The organism is Phenylobacterium sp., from assembly GCF_030697305.1.
Taxonomy (GTDB): domain Bacteria; phylum Pseudomonadota; class Alphaproteobacteria; order Caulobacterales; family Caulobacteraceae; genus Phenylobacterium.
This window is the reverse complement of sequence record NZ_JAUYQL010000066.1, coordinates 23609-40435: the sequence shown is the minus strand read 5'-3', so window position 1 is coordinate 40435 and position 16827 is coordinate 23609. Positions and strand designations below refer to the sequence as shown.

Below are 16827 nucleotides of genomic sequence, written 5' to 3'. Positions count from 1 at the left end.
CGGTATCGGCCTGCTGGAAGCCGTTGGTCACCGCGATCGAGTAGAACTCTCCCGAACTCCCCTCGCCGCGCAGCACGCAGGATGGATACTTCCAGGTGATCGCCGAGCCGGTCTCGACCTGGGTCCAGGAGACCTTGGAGCGCGCGCCGCGGCAGTCGGCCCGCTTGGTGACGAAATTGTAGATGCCGCCCAGCCCGGTCTTCGGATCGCCCGGGTACCAGTTCTGCACCGTCGAAGATTTGATTTCGGCGTCGTCCAGCACGACCAGTTCGACGACCGCGGCGTGGAGCTGGTTCTCGTCGCGCATCGGCGCGGTGCAGCCCTCAAGGTAGGACACGTAAGCGCCGGCGTCGGCGATGATCAGCGTGCGCTCGAACTGGCCGCTGCTGGCGGCGTTGATGCGGAAATAGGTCGACAGCTCCATCGGGCAGCGAACGCCCGGCGGCACGTAGACAAAGCTGCCGTCCGAGAAGACCGCGCTGTTCAGGCAGGCGAAGTAGTTGTCGGAGACCGGAACGACGCTGCCGAGGTACTGGCGCACCAGATCACCGTGGTCGCGGATCGCCTCGCTCATCGAGCAGAAGATGACGCCGGCCTGGGCCAGTTCCTTCTTGAAGGTGGTGACGACGGAGACGCTGTCGAACACCGCATCCACCGCATAGCGCGGTGCGCCTTCCACGCCGGCCAGCACTTCCTGCTCGCGCAGCGGGATGCCGAGCTTCGCGTAGACCTCCAGCAGTTCCGGATCCACCTCATCGAGGCTCTTTGGGCCGGTCTTCTCCTTGGGCGCTGCGTAGTAGTGGGAGTCCTGGTAGTCGATCTTCGGGAAATTGACCCGCGCCCACTCGGGCTCCTCCAGCACCAGCCAGCGCTCGAACGCCTCCAGCCGCCAGTCCAGCATCCACTGCGGCTCGCCCTTCTTGGCGGAGATGAAGCGCACGGTGTCAGCGTTCAGCCCCTTGGGCGCCAGTTCCTGATCGATGTCGGTGACGAACCCGTGCTTGTAAGCCTCCAGGGCCTCCACGTGCTCGACGGTCTGTTTAACGGCGGCCATACGGCTGTTCCTTAAGCCGCCGACGCGCGGCGGCGCGCGGTTCGGCGGTCATTGGCTTCGATCCAGGCTTCGGCGAGCCTGCTCCAGTCTTGTTCGCACGTCGCCCATCCACCGCTGGCGCGGATGGCGCAGCCGGCCAGATCGCCCGCGCCCATGGCGGCGAGCACGTGGCTCGGCGTGACCTTGCCCGACGAACAAGCGGCCCCGGCGCTGACCATGACGCCGGCCAGGTCCAGCGACATCACCTGGAGGTTGGCGTCGTAGCCCGGCGCGGCGAAGCACAGGGTGTTGGCCAGCCGGTCGACGCGCTCGCCAAACACCACGGCGCCGGCTTCGAGCAGCGCGCGCTCGGCAGTGTCGCGCCAGGTGGAACGGTCGGCGATCGCCTGGAGGTCTTGCAAGGCTTCGGAGGCCGCAGCACCAAAGCCGGCGATCCCGGGGACGTTCTGGGTGCCCGCGCGGCGTCCGCGCTCCTGGCCGCCACCGTGCAGGCGCCGGGAAATCGTCGATCGCGCCCCGGCGACCAATGCGCCGACACCCTGCGGCCCGCCTAGCTTGTGCGCAGACAACGACAGCGTGTCGGCGCCGAGCTCACGGAAATCGATGGCGATCTTGCCCGCGGCTTGCACCGCGTCGGCATGCAGCCAGCCGCCCGCCTCGCGCACCAGGGCGGCGGCTTGTGCGATCGGCTGGATCACACCGGTCTCATTGTTGGCCAGCATCAGGGCGACGAAGGGCGCGCCGTCGGCGGCGTCCCAGCGCGACAGGCGCTCGGCCAGCCAGCCCAGGTCGGCGACGCCTTGAGCGTCTACGGGCATGATCTCAACCGTGAGGGCCGCAGCCTTCGCCGTCTCCAGGACCGTGGCGTGCTCGATGGCGCTGACGATCAGGCGGCGCGCACCGGTGGCGATCGCGCTGTCGATAGCCAGAGCATTGGCCTCGGCCCCTCCGCTCACGAAGGTCACGGACGGCGCGTGGCTGCCGACTAGGGTGGCGACGTCAGCGCGGGCCTGCTCGATCCGCGCGTGCGCCGCACGACCGGCCGAATGCACGGACGAGGGGTTGCCCACCGCCTGCATGGCCTCCAGCGCGGCCTGCGCCGCGGCCGGCCGGACCGGCGCGGTGGCGTTGTAGTCGAGATAGACCTGGGTCATGCGGCCACCGAACGCCCCGCATGCAGCTTGCCGGCGACAACGTCGGCCAACGACACCGAAGCCAGGTAGTCGTGGATTCGCAGGCCCATCTCTTCCCACAGGTCGTGGGTCAGACAGCGTTCGCCCTTGGTCATGCAGCCCTTGCCGGCGTGACCGGCGCAGCGCGTGGCGCGCAGCGGTTCGTCCACCGCCAGCACGATCTCTGCGACATTGGTCCGTTCGGCCTCGCGGGCCAGGCGATAGCCGCCGCCAGGGCCGCGCGCGCTGATCACCAGGCCGCGACGCCGCAGGCGGGCGAACAGTTGCTCGAGGTAGGACAGCGAGATTTCCTGGCGCGCGGCGATCTCGGCCAGCGACACGGCCCGGTCGTCCGGGCGACGGGCCAGGTCAGCCATCGCCATCACGGCGTAGCGTCCTTTCGTCGACAGGCGCATGGCAGTGATTCCGCTTGCAGTTTTCCCGCGCATCCGGCGCCGCCTGTGCTACAAGCCGCCGCCTCGCGGGGCTTGAGCGCAACCGGCCGGATGGTTGCGACTTAGGAAGACCCAGCGCAGCAGTCAAGTATTCTGAACAGTCCGGCACGAGAGGTTGGCATGCCAGAGGTGGTTCTGACCGGCGCGGCCGGGCGGATCGAAGGGCGATATTCCCAGGGCAAGAGCGAGACGGCGCCGATCGCGCTGATCCTGCATCCTCACCCAAAGGCGGGTGGGCAGATGAACCATCCTGTGGCGGTGCAGCTCTATCATCTGTTCATGAAGCGCGGCTTCTCGGTGCTGCGGTTCAACTTCCGCGGCGTCGGCCGCAGCCAGGGCGAGTTCGACGCCGGCATCGGCGAACTGGCGGATGCCGCCACCGCGCTCGACTGGCTGCAGACGACCAACCCTGCCGCGTCGCAGTGCTGGGTTGCCGGCTATTCGTTCGGCGCCTGGGTCGGCATGCAGCTCTTGATGCGCCGTCCGGAGACCGACGGCTTCATTTCCGTCTCGCCGCCGACCAACATGTACGACTTCAGCTTCCTGGCGCCCTGCCCGGCCTCCGGTCTGATCCTGCACGGATCGGCCGACACGGTGGTGCCGCCGGTCGAGGTCGAGCGCGTGGTCTCCAAGCTGCGCACCCAGAAGGGCATCGTCATCGACTATGAGGTGATCGACCAGGCCAGTCATTTCTGGGCCGAGAACCTGCCGGACGTGGAAAAGCGCGTCGGGGCCTATCTCGACAAGCGCCTGGCCGCCGAGCCCGCCTGAGCATCGAGGGCGCTTGACGTGCTTGGGCGCCGTCGGGCGTCCATGCTAGAGGCGCCCACCGACCTGCGAGAGGCCGCAATGTCCGCTGAGACGCCGTTCAAGTCCGAGTTCCTGCGCACGATGCAGGACCGTGGCTACATCCACCAGATCACCCATCCGGTCGAGCTGGACGAGGCGGCGTCAAAGGGCGTGATCACGGCCTACATCGGTTTCGACGCCACCGCGTCCAGCCTCCATGTGGGCCATTTGATCCAGATCATGATGCTGCGGCGTCTGCAGCAGGCCGGGCACAAGCCCATTGTGCTGATGGGCGGCGGAACGACCAAGGTCGGCGATCCCACCGACAAGGACGGCCAGCGTCCGCTGCTCACACACGAGCAGATCCAGGGCAACATCGCCACCATCAAGGGGACGTTCGAAAGATTCCTGACCTTTGGCGACGGGCCGAGCGATGCGGTCATGCTCGACAACGACGCCTGGCTGTCGAATTACGGCTACGTCCAGTTCCTGCGCGACTTCGGCGTCCACTTCACGGTCAACCGGATGCTGGCGTTCGACAGTGTGAAGGCCCGGCTCGAGCGCGAGCAGCCGATGACCTTCCTCGAATTCAACTACATGCTCATGCAGTCTGTGGATTTCCTGGAACTGGAGCGCAGTCACGGCTGCCTGCTGCAGATGGGCGGCTCCGACCAATGGGGCAACATCGTCAACGGGGTGGAGCTGATCCGCCGCGTGGACCAGAAGTCCGCCTTCGGCCTGACCACGCCTCTGTTGTCCACGGCTTCGGGCCAGAAGATGGGCAAGACCGTGGGTGGCGCGGTGTGGCTCAACGCCGACATGCGCAGCCCCTACGATTACTGGCAGTTCTGGCGCAACACGGAGGACGCAGACGTCGGCCGCTTCATGCGTCTGTTCACCGACCTGCCGCTGGACGAGATCGCCCGACAGGAGGCTCTGCCCGGCGCCCAGATCAACGAGGCGAAGAAGCTGCTGGCCAACGCCGCGACCACGCTGCTGCACGGAGAGGACGCCGCGCGCACAGCGGCAGAAGCCGCGTCCGCCGCGTTCGAACAGGGGCGTCTGTCGGCCGACATGCCGACGCTGGAGATCGCGGCGGGCGACCTGGCGGCAATGTCCAACACCGCCCTGATGATTGCGGCCGGCTTCGCCACTTCGAACGGCGACGCGCGTCGACAGATCGCGGGAGGCGCCTTCCGGATCAACGGCGTAAAGGTGGCTGACGCCAATGCGCCGGTGACGATCGACGGCGCCGAGGCCGAGTTGCGTAAGGGCAATGCGCGCATGCGGCTGGTGGTGACAGGCTAGGGAGAACGCGATGGCTGACGTGATCGAAGGCGCCGCGGCGCCGGACTTCGAACTGGCGGGCGCGGACGGGCCGCTGCGTCTGGCCGACTTCAAAGGCAAGCCGGTCGTCCTGTACTTCTACCCCAAGGACGACACGACGGGCTGCACGCGCGAGGCTCAGGACTTCACCGCCGCCCAGGTCGACTTCGCGAAAGCGGGCGTGAGCGTCGTCGGCGTGTCCAAAGACACCGTCGCGAGCCATGCGAAGTTCGCCAAGAAGTACGACCTAAGCGTCCAGCTCGCATCCGACCCTGAGGGCGAGGTGATCGATCGCTATGGCTCCTGGGTCGAGAAGAACATGTATGGGCGTAAATACATGGGCATCGAGCGCTCGACCTTCCTGATCGACGGCGCAGGGCGAATCGCCCGCGTCTGGCGCAAAGTGAAGGTCGCCGGTCACGCTCAGGATGTGCTGACCGCGGCGCGCGCTCTGCCTTGAGCAGCGACCGAGCGTCGCACCCGGCAGGCCGATTATTGGCTCTTGCTGGAACTTTCACCGACCGCATTCAGTTGACGATTTACTGCGTCGCGCCCTAGTGCGCACAGAGAGACGCAGTTCGCGCAGGACGCGAATTGGCGCCGGTCGTTGAAGTCGGCTTAACCAGTTTCGTTTACCCTGCGATGCGTCGGACCTTGTCCGCTCCACGCCGCTAGCCTCTTGCGCGCGGCGGGAGTCTCATTGCATATCGCCCGGACCAGTGCAGGTTTCCCAAGCGGTACGCATGACACGCCTCGCGCGCCTTCGCCAATCGCTAGAGGAGCTGTTCCCGGAACGGCACCTCTACGTACGTTCCGGCGGCGAGATGAGGGCTTTCGTCCTCAGCCCCAGCAAGCAGATGGGCGGCGCCGCGGCGATCGCCGCCGCAGCCCTCTGGATGGGCGTTTCGACCACTGCGCTATTTATCGGCGCCATTTCCCCCTCCTCCGCAGACCAGGAAGCCGCTCGCGTCCAGGCGAAGTACGAACGCTGGATCGCTGACCGCCAGGCTCGCCTGAACAGCGCCGTCGCCCAGCTCAACGCGGCGGACGGATCGATCAACGGCATCGCCATGGAGGTCGAGAAGCGGCATACGGCGCTTGCGCTGCTACTGACCGATGTGAAGGGCGCCCCGGGCGCCGCAGAGGCGCTCGCTCCAGCAATCAACCGCGCCCTCGCCGCCCCGAACGCCAATCCCCTGCGCCGTGTCGAGATGGTGCGTTTGAGCCAGGAGCGCCTGCTGGACGCCGCCGAGACCTTCGCCAAGGGCCGCGCCGAACGGCTGCGCCTGGCGTTCCGTCTCGCCGGGCTGTCGCCCGCCAACTACGTCCGTGAGAGCGGCTCGCTCGGCGGTCCGCTGATCGAGGCCAAGGACCCGCGCGCGCTCGCCGCCATCCTAGATGTCGACGAGTCCTTCGCCGAGCGGGTTCAGCAGGCCGCCAAGGGCTTGTCGGAAGTGCGCACGCTGAGCGCCGCGGCCGAGACCCTGCCGTTCTCGCGCCCCACGGAAGGCACGCCCCAGACCAGCGGCTTCGGGGTGCGATTCGATCCCTTCACCGGGCGGCCCGCGTTCCATTCCGGCCTGGACTTCGCGGGCGCCACGATGACGCCGATCCAGGCGACGGGGCCCGGCGTGGTGTCATTCACCGGTCCGCGCGCCGGTTACGGCAACGCCATTGAAATCGATCACGGTCGTGGCCTGAAAACGCGCTATGCTCACCTGCAATCCATCGGCGTACGTGTTGGACAGAAGGTGGCCGTGGGTCAGAGGATCGGCGGTATGGGCTCCACCGGCCGTTCGACGGGTACACATCTTCATTACGAGGTCTGGGTGAACGGGCGACCGCAGAACCCCGACCGCTTTGTGAAAGCTGGGCGTTATGTTCACGAAAACAACAGCTAAAACTCCTGATCAGGCAGCCGCGCCGATGAAACTTGAACCAGGACCGCCGACCGACACCTCCGCGGCGTCGCCCACCGCGCGCAAGCCCAAGGTCGCGACCTTGATCGCCGAGCATATGACCGTCGAAGGCGGCGTGGTCGGTGAGGGTGAGTTGCACATCGATGGCGTCGTGCGCGGCGACCTGCGGGTCGGCCGTTTGACGATCGGCGACACCGGTCATGTGGAAGGCTCGATCGTCGCCGAATCGGTCGAGATCCGCGGCCGGGTGGTGGGCACTGTCACCGCCAAGAGCGTGCGCCTCCATGGTAGCGCCTATGTCGACGGCGACGTCACCCATGAGCAACTCGCCATGGAGATCGGCGCCTTCTTCCAGGGCCGCAGCCTGAAGTTCCAACGTCCGGCAGGCTCCACGACGACCGCGCAGCCCGCGGTGCAGTCGCCAGCGCCCTCGCCGAGCCCTTCGATCGCCCCGACGACGAGCAGCGTCACGCCGCCGCCCGGGGCGCCGAAGGATGCGCCTCCTTCCGGCGCCGCCAAACCCCTGAACTGATCTCATACACCGCTCATCTCGACGAAAATCGGGACCCATGCGAGCCGTCCTCGCGCTAAACGCGAGTCAGCTTGGGCCCCGGCTTTCGCCGGGGTGAGCGGCGATGAGGCGGAGAAAGTTAACTTGCCGCGGCGTCGCGGGTCGCGCCGACGCGCTGGGCCAGTGACGCGCCCATGAAGGTGTCCAGATCACCGTCCAGCACGCCTTGCGTGTCCGAGGTTTCGACCTCGGTGCGCAGATCCTTGACCATCTGATAGGGCTGCAGGACATAGGATCGGATCTGGTGGCCCCAGCCGATATCGGTCTTCTGGTCCTCAAGTTCGGCGCGGGCGGCCTCACGCTTCTGCAGCTCCATCTCGTAAAGCCGCGCGCGCAGCATCTTCCACGCCTCCTCACGGTTCTGGTGCTGGGAGCGCCCCATCTGGCAGGCCACCGCCACGCCGGTTGGGATGTGGGTCAGCCGCACGGCGCTATCGGTTTTGTTGATGTGCTGGCCGCCGGCGCCGCTTGCCCGATAGGTGTCGGTGCGCACATCGGCCGGGTTGATGTCGATGACGATGGTGTCGTCGACCACCGGATAGACCCATACCGAGGCGAAGCTTGTATGCCGCTTGGCCGCGGAATCGAACGGCGAGATGCGCACCAGACGGTGGACGCCGGCCTCGGTCTTCAGCCAGCCGTAGGCGTTCGGTCCGCTGATCTGCAGGGTCACCGACTTGATGCCCGCCTGCTCGCCGCTGGTCTCCTCCAGGAACTCCACGCTCATCCCGTGCGCCTGGGCCCAGCGGCTGTACATGCGCAGCAGCATGCCCGCCCAGTCGTTGCTCTCGGTGCCGCCGGCGCCGGAGTTGATCTCCATGAAGGCGTCGTTGCCGTCCGCCTCGCCCGACAGCAGCGCCTCGAGTTCGGCGCGCGCGGCGCGATCCTTGATTCCCTTGAGCTGGGCGCGCGCTTCTTCGAGCGAACTCTCGTCACCCTCCTCGTCGGCCATTTCCGCGTAGCCGATCGCATCGGCCAGGTCGCGCTCAAGCGCGCGCACGGCGTCGACCTGCGCGGCCAGGCGGCTGCGATCCTTGGTCAGCGCCTGGGCGGCTTCGGGCTTGTCCCACAAACTCGGGTCCTCGACCCGGGCGTTCAGTTCATCCAGTCGGCGTAGCGCTGGTTCCCAGTCAAAGACGCCTCCTGAGCAGTTCGATCGACTGCTCGATGTCGGCCTTGGAGGCCTCTACATCCGCTCTCATGGGGTGAACTCCGCACAGGGTGGGCGCGCCAGATAGCGCGCGGCCTGGGTCAATACAATCCGCTCATGTCGTCGGCCGGCCGCTTTGGCGCGACGGCGGCGCCGCTCGACGGCGCGCCTGTCGGCTGACCGCTCGGCCAGACCTTGTTGTAGGGCTGGGGTCCGCTGCGCGCCGCGCCGGAATAGATCGGCGCCGTCGCCACCCTGGGCTCGGTGCCCGGCCGGAAGGCTTCGCGGATGCCGCGGACCATGGCGAACTTGGCGTTGGACGGCGCCTTGAACTCGTCCTTGGGCAGGTTCTTGGTCGCCACCTTCATGAAGTCCACGAACACCGGCACGGCGGCCTGTGTGCCCGTCTCGCCATAGCCCAGGCTGCGGTTATCGTCGAAGCCGATGAACACGCCGGCGACGATCTGCGGGGTGAAGCCCACAAACCAGGCGCTGCGATACTCGTTGGTGGTGCCGGTTTTGCCGCCGACGGGACGCTCGAGCACCAGCGCCGCGGTGCCGGTGCCGCGCTGGACCACGCCCTGCAACATGGAAGTGATCTGGTAGGCGGTGATCGGATCCATCACCTGCTCGCCGCCCGCCGCCACGCGCGGGCTCTCGTCACCGTTGAAGCCTGCTCCGCAGCGCGGACAGTTGCGACGGTCGGCGCGGAAGATGGTCTTGCCTTCACGGTCCTGCACCAGCTCGATCAGATGCGGTTCGATCTTGCGGCCACCGTTGACGAAGGAGGCGTAGGCCGCGGTCAGTTTGAATGGCGTCGTTTCGCCGGCGCCCAGGGCCATCGACAGCACCGGCGCCATGTCGCGGACCACGCCCAGCTTGATTGCTGCGTCGCGGATCTTCTTCATGCCGACACCCTGGGCGAGCCGCACAGTCATGGTGTTGCGCGACAGCTCGAGCCCGCGGCGCAGGGTCAGTGCGCCGAGGTAGTTGCGGCTATAATTCTCCGGCGTCCACACCTCGCCGGCCTTTGAGCCTGGCAGGCTGATCGGCGAGTCCATCACCACGCTCGACGGCGTGTATCCGTTCTCCAGCGCGGTCGCATAGACGATCGGCTTAAAGGACGAGCCTGGCTGGCGCTCGGCCTGAGTGGCGCGGTTAAAGTTGGAGAGCGAGAAGCTGTAGCCGCCGACCATCGCCAGCACACGGCCGGAGTGCGGCTCCATGGCCACCAGCGCGCCGTTCACCGCCGGCACCTGCTTCAGGTTCAGCCCGCCGCCAGGGGCCGGCTCGACGAAGATCAGATCGCCGACGTTGAGGCCCTTGCCAGCCTTGGCCCAGGCCACGTCGGCGGCGACGAGCTGCCCGGTGGCGCCGTCGCCGGCCAATTGGACCCGTACGCTCGAGCCGACCTCGGTCACCACGCCGGCTCGCCAATCGCGGCGCTCCGCCGGCAGGGTCTTCTTCTTGGCCGCCGCTTCCCATCCGGGCACGATGTCCACCCTGCCCCAGGCGCCGCGCCAGCCGTGGCGGCGATCATAGCGCTCCAGCCCGTCCATCAGCGCGATCCGGGCCGCGGTCTGCAGCTCCGGGTCGAGCGTCGTGCGCATGTAGTAGCCGCCTTCGTAGAGGCGCGGTCCCAACGTCGCGCGGCCACGACGGCGCACTTCCTCGATGAAGTAGTCGGCGTCTTTGTACTTCGCGCGCGCCGGCTCGGCCTGGACCTTCAAGGGGTCGGCCATGGCGAACTGCGCGTCGGTGCGGCTGACCCAGCCCAGATCGGCCATCTCGCCAAGGATCCAGTTGCGTCGGGCGATGGCGGCGCCGCGCTGGCGGATCGGATGATAATTCTGCGGCCCCTTGGGCAACGCCGCGAGGTAGGCGCATTCGGCCAGCGTCAGGTCGGAGATCGACTTGCCAAAGTAGTTATAGGCCGCCGCGCCTACGCCGTACGATCGGTAGCCCAGCCAGATCTCGTTCAGATAGAGCTCGAGGATCTGCTCCTTGGTCAGGGTCTGCTCCAGGCGGCCGGCGAGAATCGCTTCCTTGAGCTTGCGCCCGACTGTCGCCTCGCTGGTCAGCAGCACGTTCTTGGCGACCTGCTGGGTGATCGTTGATCCGCCTTCCAGCCGGCGACCGCGCGCGGCGTTCAGGACGTTGCGCGACATGGCCCGCGTCAGACCCATGAAGTCCACGCCGCCGTGTCGGAAGAAGTTGCGGTCCTCGGCCGCCAGGAAGGCCTGGGCAAGCTGCGGCGGGATCCGCTCATAGGGAACGAAGATACGGCGTTCATTGGAGAATTCGCCAATCAGCGTGCCGTCTATAGCATAGGCGCGGGTCGCGGTCGGTGGGCGGTAGTCCACCAGGTCGCCGGCGTCTGGCATGTCATGGAACAGCCAGGCGGCGTAGATCGCGAGCGCCAGCCCGGCCACCGCGATAGCGCTCAGCACGGTCACGCCGGCGATCGCCAGCCATCGTGTCGGGGGGTTCAACTGAGCCAGACCTCCGCGGGCGCCTGCATCCCGCAATCTGGGTCTCTATCCTGCATCGCCGCGGGCGCCAACGGCCTGCGGCGTCGCGCCTCAGCGGGCGGCTAGCCTGGTCTGTTGATCGAAATAATCGTCGATCGCGTCGGACACCGCGCCCATCAGCCGGCTGCGCTTTGTCGGATCGCGCAGGATCGCCTCATCGGCCGAGTTGGTGATGAAACCCATCTCCAGAAGCACCGCGGGAACGTCCGGCGCCAGCAACACCACGAAGCCCGCGTCCCGATGACTGCGGCGCAGCAGTTGCGTCTGATCATCCACCCGACCCAGCAGGACTTCGGCGAAGGCCGCCGAGCGGTTCTTGGTGGCCCTCTGGGTGAGGTCGAGCAGGATGTCGCTAACGCCGCCGCCCGCGAGGTTGGCCTTCATGAACCAGTCGTCCTTGTCGACGAACTTGGCGGCTCGCGAAGAGGCCTTGTCCGACAAGGTGTAGACAGTCGCGCCGCGCATCGCCGAGTCGGACCCGGAATCCGCATGCAGCGAGATGAACAGGTCAGCGTCAGCGCGCCGGGCGACCTGCACCCGCGTCTCCAGGGGCACATAGACGTCGCTGTTGCGGGTCATGACCACCTGATAGCGGCCGTTGCGTTCCAGCCGCGCCTTCAGCGCGCGCGCCGCGGCGAGGTTGATGTCCTTCTCGATGGCCTTGGCGCCGCGAGCGCCGGGATCGCGACCGCCATGTCCCGCGTCGATGACGATCACCTTCTTCAGCGACAACGGCTGCTTGAGGATCACCGGCGTAGCGCGCAGCGTGGTCTTGGGCGATGAGGTCAGGCGAACGGCGGGTTCGCGCGCGACCAGGTCGATCACGTAGCGATAATGGCCGACCCCGTCGGCCGGCGGCAGCAGGAAGCGGCGCTTGACCGTGGCGTCGGCGGCGAAATCGACTTTAAGGCGGACGCCAGCGGACGTGTCGTCGAGGGTCCACCCCTTGACCAGGCCCGCGCCCCCGCCCTGCAGGTCGGCGCTCGACACGCCGGCGAGATTGAGCACGAGACGACGATCCACAGCGCCGTCGGCGGCGATCTTGGCGCCGGCCGCTCGGTTCAGGTCGATGACGATCCGGGTTTCGGTGCGGTCGCCGCCAATGCGCACGTTCAGCACGCCGGGGTGACCGGTCGCGGCCTGGGATCCGGCCACGGCGGCAAGGCAAAGCACGCCGCCCGTCAGCAGCACCGCAAAGCGGTTGCCGGCCTCCTTCAAGACGGCGCTCACACGCGCGAGCATCTCGGCCCCACCACTCAATCCATCGCCCTCAAGTGGCCGACTATAAGGGATTTTCGGGGTAACAAAGAGTTAAACACCTATCACGCGAGCGTGCCGCTTTCCTTTTTCCGGCCACTGTTGCAATGTCCGCCCGAGCGCGAGAACCGCACCGGCGTCGGCCGGTCCTTGTTCGCGCCACAGCCGCGTAGCGCCGACCGAGCGGTCGGCTGCGACGCATTCTCCGATACGCGCCGCTCCGGCGCGCCTTAGGAACACACCTTTGGGCAGCGCTGCTCGAGCCTCTGATCGGCCATTCGCCGCCCGCAACGCCCGTTTCGGCGCGGCGATGCGCGGCCTGCGCGCCCACCTTGCCAGCCGGCAGCGCCCGGGCCCAGAGCCCGTGGCGCGCCGCGGAGAGCCACCTTATGTCCAAGCAAATGTTGATCGACGCAGCCCACGCGGAAGAGACGCGTGTGGTGGTCGTCGACGGGAATCGCGTTGAAGAGTTCGATTTCGAAAGTCAAAGCCGCAAACAGCTTCGCGGTAATATCTACCTCGCCAAGGTCACCCGCGTAGAGCCGTCGCTGCAGGCGGCTTTCATCGAATACGGCGGCAATCGCCACGGATTCCTGGCCTTCAACGAAATCCACCCCGACTATTATCAGATCCCGGTCGCAGACCGCGAAGCCCTGATGCTCGAAGAGGCCGAGGAGGAGGAGGACCACCACCATCCGGTCGCCGCGCGTGACCCGGACGGCGAGGACGATGACGAGATCGCCGCCGACGACGACGACGTCATGGAAGAAGAGGTCGCACGCCGCCGCCGGCGGCTGATGCGCAAGTACAAGATCCAGGAAGTGATCCGCCGCCGCCAGATCATGCTGGTCCAGGTGGTCAAGGAGGAACGCGGCAACAAGGGCGCCGCGCTCACGACCTACCTGTCGCTCGCCGGCCGCTACGGCGTCCTGATGCCCAACACCGCGCGTGGCGGCGGCATCAGCCGCAAGATCACCACGGTCACCGACCGCAAGCGCCTGAAGGGCGTCGTCCAGAGCCTGGAAGTGCCGCAGGGCATGGGCCTGATCGTGCGCACCGCCGGCGCCAAGCGCACCAAGGCCGAGATCAAGCGCGACTACGAATATCTGCTGCGACTGTGGGAGAACATCCGCGAGACCACCCTCCACTCGATAGCGCCGGCGCTGATCTACGAGGAGGAGGACCTGGTCAAGCGGGCGATCCGCGACCTCTACGACAAGGATATCGAGGGGGTCTGGGTCGAGGGCGAGCGCGGCTTCAAGGAAGCGCGTGAGTTCATGCGCATGCTGATGCCGTCGCAGGCCAAGAAGGTCCAGGCCTACCGAGAGCCGACTCCGCTATTCGTCAAGCACCGGGTGGAAGACCACCTGTCGCAGATCTATTCGCCGGTCGTGCCGCTGCGCTCCGGCGGCTATCTGGTGATCAACCAGACCGAAGCGCTGGTCGCCGTCGACGTGAACTCCGGCCGCTCGACGCGGGAGCGCAACATCGAAGCCACGGCGCTCAAGACCAATATGGAGGCCGCCGAGGAGACCGCGCGGCAACTCCGCCTGCGCGATCTGGCCGGCCTGATCGTCATCGACTTCATCGACATGGACGAGGGCAAGAACAACCGCGCCGTCGAGAAGAAGCTCAAGGACTGCCTGAAGGACGACCGCGCCCGCGTGCAAATGGGCAAGATCTCCAGCTTCGGCCTGATGGAGATCAGCCGGCAACGCCGCCGCAGCGGCGTGCTGGAGGGCACCACCCACGTCTGTGAGCACTGCGCCGGTACGGGCCGCGTCCGTTCCGTGGAATCCAGCGCCCTGGCCGCTCTGCGCGCGCTGGAGATTGAGGCCCTGAAAGGCGGCGGCGAGGCGACGCTGCGCACGCCTCGCGCGGTCGGCCTCTACATCCTGAACGAGAAGCGGGCCTATCTGGCGCGCCTGCAACAGGCGTCCGGCCTGTTTGTCACGGTGATTGTCGACGATGCGCTGGCTCACGCCGATCACGCCATCGAGCGCACGGCCACCGAGACACGCCCAGACCACATCGCGGCGTTCGCGCCGATTGCAGCGGGCCTGCCCGAACCGGTCTACGACGAAGCCGACTTCGAAGACGACCTCGAGGCTGAAGACGCCGACGAAGTCGAAGACGACATCGAGATCGGCGGCGACGAAGACGATCAGGACGACGAGGACGGTGAAGTCCGCGCCCAGTCCGGTGAAGCGCCGGCGCGAGGCCGCGCCGATGCGGAAGGCGGCGAGGACCGCGACGGCTCACGCCGCCGCCGTCGGCGTCGTGGACGCAGAGGCGACGAGCCGCGAGAAGCTGCGGCGGCTGTGCCTGCGCCAGCGCCCGAACCCCGCGCAGAGGGCGACGACGACAGCGCCAGCGGACGCCGCCGGCGTCGTGGGCGAAGAGGTGGGCGACGTGCACGCGAGGATGGCCGCGCGCCGGACGCCTTCGCCTGGACGCGCCTGTGGGTGCCCTATGGCGACGATCCGTTCGTGTGGCACGATCCCGCGGAAGACGTGCGGAACAACGACAGCGACGACGCAAAGCCCGCCGAGCGCCCGGCGCGGATCGAAGCCAGTGCTCCCGCCTACGAATCCGAGCCCACCACGCAGGCGGCGTTCGAACCCGAAGCTGTCGCCGCTGTGGTTCCATCCAACGACTCCGGCGACGAGATCTGGGTCGAGCTGCCCGCGGTGGAAGAGAAGCCCAAGCGCCGTTCGCGCTCTCGCAGCCGTTCGGCGGCGGTAGCCGAGGACGCGGCGCCCGAAACGGTCGCCGCCCCGGTCCCTGAAGCCGCGCCTCAGGTCGATCCTGAGCCCGAGCGTCAGCCGGAGCCGGTGTCCGAGCCTGCGCTGGCGATGGCCGAGGTCGCGCCCTCGTCGACCGTCGTGGCGGAACCCGACCCCGCGCCGACGAAGCCTGCCCGACGATCTCGGGCCGCCGCGGCCCCGGCTTTGGAGGCGACCGAAATCTCCGCGCCGCCTCCGGCGCCGAAGCGCGGTTGGTGGCGTCGAGGCTGACGCCGCCCATCTATTGGAGATCGGCGCGATCGCTCAGGCGGTCGCGCCGCCCTTCGAGAGTCCCCGTCGCGCTCGCGGGTCTTACAAAAGCCCAGGACGCGGCTACAGTCAGGCGGTCATGATCTTGAACGACGCCAATCAATTCAATGATTTCCAACCTCTCGTGAATTGAGATGGCGCCGCGTCGTCCCCTCGCCCGCATCGTGGTCGCCGCAGGCCTCGTCGCGACCCTGGCGACACAAGGGGCGCCGGCCTTCGCTCAGTCTCAGGGCGTGTCGCTGATCCGCGACACCGAGATCGAAGCGATTATTCACCAGGACGCCGACCCGATCCTGCGCGCCGGCGGGTTCGAGCCGAAGACCGTCAAGATTCTGCTGATCGGCTCGAAGGACCTGAACGCCTCCGCCGGGCCGGGCGTGGTGACCGTCAACACCGGCCTGATTCTGGAATCCAAGAACCCCAACGAACTGCAGGGCGTGCTGGCTCACGAAGTCGGCCACCTTGTCGCCGGTCACAGCTTCCGTTCCGGGGAGATGAACAAGGCCGGCATGACGCCCTTCCTGCTGACCATGGGCCTGGGGGTCATCGCGGCCCTCGCCGGCTCCGGTGAGGCGGCGGCCGGACTGGTCGGCAGCGCCGGATATTTCGGCACGCTCGGCGCCATGGGCTACAGCCGCGAACAGGAGTCCCGCGCCGACCAGGCCGGCGCGCGCCTGTTGGAACAGTCCCAGCTGTCGGGCAAGGGTCTCGCCGACTTCTTCGACAATTTCCGCTACCAGGAGGTGTTCGCCGAGGCGCGGCGCTACGCCTATTTCCGCACTCACCCACTGTCGTCCGACCGCATTGACGCCCTGCGCGCCCGCGTCGAGCGCCAGGCCTACTACGACCAGAAGGACACGCCCGAGGCGCTCGACCAGCACGCCATCATGCGCGCCAAGCTGGACGGCTTCATCAATCCCCAGGCGGCGATGATGAAGTACGACGAGAAGGACAAGTCCTATCCGGCCCGTTACGCCCGCGCGATCGCCTACTATCAGCTCAAGGACTCCGACCGTGCGCTGAAGGCGATCGACGCCCTGCTGGTCGATCAGCCGGACAACCCCTACCTGTGGGAGCTGAAAGGCCAGGTGCTGTTCGAATTCGGCCGCGCGAGCGAGGCCGAAGCCCCACAGCGCCGCTCCGTCGCGCTGATGCCCCAGGCGCCGCTGCTGCGCATCAACCTCGGCCAGACGCTGATCGCGCTCGACAGCCCGGCCAAGATCGACGAGGGCGTGGCCGAGTTGAAGAAGGCGCTGACGCAGGAGGACGACAATGCGGTCGCCTGGCGGATGTTGGCCGAGGCCTATGACAAGCGCGGCCAGGGCGGCATGGCGAGGCTGGCGACGGCCGAATACAATTTCGCCGTCGGTCAGACCCGCGAGGCGCTGGTGTTCGCCATGCGCGCCCGCGAACTCCTCGACAAGGGCACGCCCGAATGGCGGCGCGCCACCGACATCGTGCTGGTCTCCAAGCCCAGCAAGGACGACTTGAAGGATCTGGCCCGCGAAGGCTCCATCGCCAAGGGCTCGTTCCACTGACCCCGCGCT

At 67.3% G+C, this 16827-nt stretch carries 13 protein-coding genes; 7 read left to right on the top strand and 6 right to left on the bottom strand.

What is annotated here, in order from left to right; all coding sequences use genetic code 11:
- The 3 genes from sufB to Q8R27_RS07845 all read right to left on the bottom strand — a co-directional run.
- Positions 1 to 1054 (bottom strand): Fe-S cluster assembly protein SufB (gene sufB / locus Q8R27_RS07855; RefSeq protein ID WP_305698488.1); only part of this gene is annotated, 1054 nt, incomplete at its 3' end.
- An 11-nt stretch (positions 1055 to 1065) separates the two neighbouring features.
- Complete coding sequence (locus Q8R27_RS07850; RefSeq protein ID WP_305698487.1) at positions 1066 to 2208, bottom strand: cysteine desulfurase family protein; 1143 nt, start codon at positions 2206 to 2208, stop codon at positions 1066 to 1068.
- A complete protein-coding gene (locus Q8R27_RS07845) occupies positions 2205 to 2642 on the bottom strand; it encodes an Rrf2 family transcriptional regulator (protein WP_305698486.1) in 438 nt (145 codons plus the stop codon). The genes Q8R27_RS07850 and Q8R27_RS07845 overlap by 4 nt, the downstream gene beginning before the upstream one ends.
- A 159-nt stretch (positions 2643 to 2801) precedes the next feature.
- Here Q8R27_RS07845 and Q8R27_RS07840 point away from each other — a divergent pair, with 159 nt between their 5' ends.
- The 5 genes from Q8R27_RS07840 (at position 2802) to Q8R27_RS07820 (ending at position 7247) form a co-directional block, all read left to right on the top strand.
- Positions 2802 to 3452 carry an alpha/beta hydrolase gene (locus Q8R27_RS07840; protein ID WP_305698485.1) on the top strand — a complete coding sequence of 217 codons (651 nt, stop codon included), beginning with the start codon at positions 2802 to 2804 and terminating at the stop codon, positions 3450 to 3452.
- 78 nt (positions 3453 to 3530) lie between these two features.
- Positions 3531 to 4778: a tyrosine--tRNA ligase gene (tyrS, locus tag Q8R27_RS07835; protein WP_305698484.1), complete on the top strand. Its 1248-nt coding sequence runs from the start codon at positions 3531 to 3533 to the stop codon at positions 4776 to 4778.
- A gap of 10 nt (positions 4779 to 4788) precedes the next feature.
- Positions 4789 to 5256 (top strand): peroxiredoxin, encoded by a 468-nt coding sequence (locus Q8R27_RS07830; protein ID WP_305698483.1) that lies wholly within the window; start codon positions 4789 to 4791, stop codon positions 5254 to 5256.
- 283 nt (positions 5257 to 5539) lie between these two features.
- A complete protein-coding gene (locus tag Q8R27_RS07825) occupies positions 5540 to 6697 on the top strand; it encodes a peptidoglycan DD-metalloendopeptidase family protein (RefSeq protein ID WP_305698482.1) in 1158 nt (385 codons plus the stop codon).
- The gene (locus tag Q8R27_RS07820; protein ID WP_305698481.1) at positions 6675 to 7247 is read left to right on the top strand and encodes a polymer-forming cytoskeletal protein; all 573 of its coding nucleotides are present in this window, start codon (positions 6675 to 6677) and stop codon (positions 7245 to 7247) included. The genes Q8R27_RS07825 and Q8R27_RS07820 overlap by 23 nt, the downstream gene beginning before the upstream one ends.
- 118 nt (positions 7248 to 7365) lie before the next feature.
- Here Q8R27_RS07820 and prfB read toward each other — a convergent pair.
- From prfB to Q8R27_RS07805, 3 genes are all read right to left on the bottom strand, one after another.
- A protein-coding gene (prfB, locus tag Q8R27_RS07815) for a peptide chain release factor 2 (protein ID WP_305698480.1) occupies positions 7366 to 8488 on the bottom strand; the annotation gives its coding sequence in 2 pieces (ribosomal slippage) (positions 7366 to 8418 and positions 8420 to 8488; 1122 coding nt in all).
- 49 nt (positions 8489 to 8537) lie between these two features.
- Positions 8538 to 10928 carry a penicillin-binding protein 1A gene (locus Q8R27_RS07810; RefSeq protein ID WP_305698479.1) on the bottom strand — a complete coding sequence of 797 codons (2391 nt, stop codon included), beginning with the start codon at positions 10926 to 10928 and terminating at the stop codon, positions 8538 to 8540.
- Between the two features lie 90 nt (positions 10929 to 11018).
- Complete coding sequence (locus Q8R27_RS07805) at positions 11019 to 12197, bottom strand: N-acetylmuramoyl-L-alanine amidase (RefSeq protein ID WP_305698478.1); 1179 nt, start codon at positions 12195 to 12197, stop codon at positions 11019 to 11021.
- Positions 12198 to 12613: 416 nt separating this feature from the next.
- Between Q8R27_RS07805 and Q8R27_RS07800 the strand changes: the two genes are divergently transcribed.
- Complete coding sequence (locus Q8R27_RS07800; protein WP_305698477.1) at positions 12614 to 15241, top strand: ribonuclease E/G; 2628 nt, start codon at positions 12614 to 12616, stop codon at positions 15239 to 15241.
- A gap of 173 nt (positions 15242 to 15414) precedes the next feature.
- Positions 15415 to 16818 carry a M48 family metalloprotease gene (locus Q8R27_RS07795; RefSeq protein ID WP_305698476.1) on the top strand — a complete coding sequence of 468 codons (1404 nt, stop codon included), beginning with the start codon at positions 15415 to 15417 and terminating at the stop codon, positions 16816 to 16818.
- Positions 16819 to 16827 lie beyond the last annotated feature (9 nt).